This window comes from Kineococcus glutinatus (genome assembly GCF_039542765.1).
Classification (GTDB): Bacteria; Actinomycetota; Actinomycetes; order Actinomycetales; family Kineococcaceae; genus Kineococcus_A; species Kineococcus_A glutinatus.
In genome coordinates this window covers 1-1,569 of record NZ_BAABIL010000518.1, presented here as the reverse complement: position 1 = coordinate 1,569, position 1,569 = coordinate 1, and the positions used below count along the sequence as shown (strand labels likewise).

The following is a 1,569-nucleotide window of genomic DNA, read 5'->3' as shown; positions in this document are numbered from 1 at the left end:
GACCAGTCCCGTCCGCGGCGGGTTCGCCCGCAGCGGACGGGACTGGTCGCCGGGCCCACCGGGCGGGCAGGCTGCCGCGGGTGGCGGACGGGGTGGGCGCCGGCGCGGCCGGTGGTGCGGGTTTCGAGTTCGGGGTGAACGTGGGGCGGGCGGCCTCGCGGGCGGGGTTCGCCGACGTGGTGCGCCGCGCCGGCGAGGCGGGTTTCGACGTGATCGCCGCGCCCGACCACCTCGGGTGCCTGTCGCCGTTCGTGTCGCTGGCGACGGCCGCGTCGCTGGACCCGCGGTTGCGGTTGCGCACCTACGTCCTGGACGCGGGTTTCTGGAACGCCGCCCTGCTGGCGCGGGACGTGGCCACGCTGGACGTCCTGTCCGGCGGCCGGGTCGAGCTGGGGGTGGGGGCCGGGCACGTGCGCGACGAGCACGAGGACGCCGGGGTGCGGTGGGGGCCGCTGGCCGAGCGGGTGCGCTGGATGGAGGACCTGCTCGTCGAGGTGCGCCGTCGCCTCGCCGACGAGGCGCACTCCCCGCGCCCGGTGCAGCGGCCGGTGCCGCTGGTCGTCGGGGCGATGTCGCGGGCGGGGCTGGCGGTGGCCGCGCGGCACGCCGACGTGGTGGCGTTCCCCGGGGCGCTGCAGGTGCGCGGGGAGCGCCCGGGCACGCTGCGCCTGGCCACGGCGGAGGAGGTCGCCGAGCGGGTGGCGCACGTGCGGGAGGCGGCCGCGGGCCGTCCGCACCGCTGCGACGTGCTGCTGCAGCTCGTCGCGCTGGACCCCGACCCGGAGCGGGTGGCGGCGGAGCTGGTGGCGGGGGACCCGCACACGTCGGCGGCCGACGCGCTCGCGTCGCCGGCCTGCCTGTTCGCCACCGACGCGGCGGACGGTGCGGCGCAGCTGCGGCGGCGGTCGGCGGAGTTCGGTTTCACCGCCTTCTCCACCCACGACTGGAACCTGGACGCCCTGGGCCGGGTGGTCGCCGAGCTGCGGCGGCCACCCGGACCCGCAGGACCCGTTGCGGCGCAACGGGTGGGCTGAACCCCGGCGGGGTTCAGCCGAGCTGGGCGGCGAGCTGGACGTCGGTGTCCTCCAGCGCCTGCGCGGCGCCCTTGAGGTAGGAGCTCATGCCGGTGAGGCCCGCGACGGTCTGCTTCACGCCGGCGTCGAACTGCTCGTAGGAGGCCTGGAACGCCTTGGAGGAGCGGTCGGTGACGTAGCCGCTGGCGACGAGGTCGTTCACCAGCGCCTTGAGCCGCTGCAGCTGGCCCTCGATCTCGTGCTGGCCGTTGGTGAGCTGGTCGGCCGCGCCGCGCATCTCGTCGTAGGTGACGTTGACGTTCGCCATGTCGAACTCCTGTCATCGCCCCGCGCCGGGGAGGTCGCGGGTCTGCGGGCCGCACCGGCGGGTGCCGGTGCGGGGTCTCGGGGTGCTGCTCAGGCGCCGACGGGGCGCCGGGCGCGGGGCAGCAGGTGCGCCACGAGGGCGTCGGTCTCGGCGTCGGTGGCTTGTGCGCCCACTGCGGCTGCACGGGTGAGCTGTCACCGACGGACAGGCGGAGCAACGTGCCGGCCT

At 76.8% G+C, this 1,569-nt stretch carries 2 protein-coding genes; one reads left to right on the top strand and one right to left on the bottom strand.

The window, feature by feature from the left end:
• Positions 1–80 precede the first annotated feature (80 nt).
• Positions 81–1,034, top strand: coding sequence for a TIGR03621 family F420-dependent LLM class oxidoreductase (locus tag ABEB16_RS17405; protein WP_345713486.1), 954 nt, complete (start codon positions 81–83; stop codon positions 1,032–1,034).
• 13 nt (positions 1,035–1,047) lie between these two features.
• Here the strand turns inward: ABEB16_RS17405 and ABEB16_RS17400 are convergent, their stop codons facing one another.
• Positions 1,048–1,341, bottom strand: a complete 294-nt coding sequence (locus ABEB16_RS17400; RefSeq protein WP_345713485.1) for a WXG100 family type VII secretion target — start codon at positions 1,339–1,341, stop codon at positions 1,048–1,050.
• Between the last annotated feature and the right edge of the window lie 228 nt (positions 1,342–1,569).

Bases quoted from the DNA above. Each gene is read 5' to 3' on its own strand.
- ABEB16_RS17400 (WP_345713485.1), bottom strand. From the start codon at position 1,341: ATGGCGAACGTCAACGTCACCTACGACGAGATGCGCGGCGCGGCCGAC.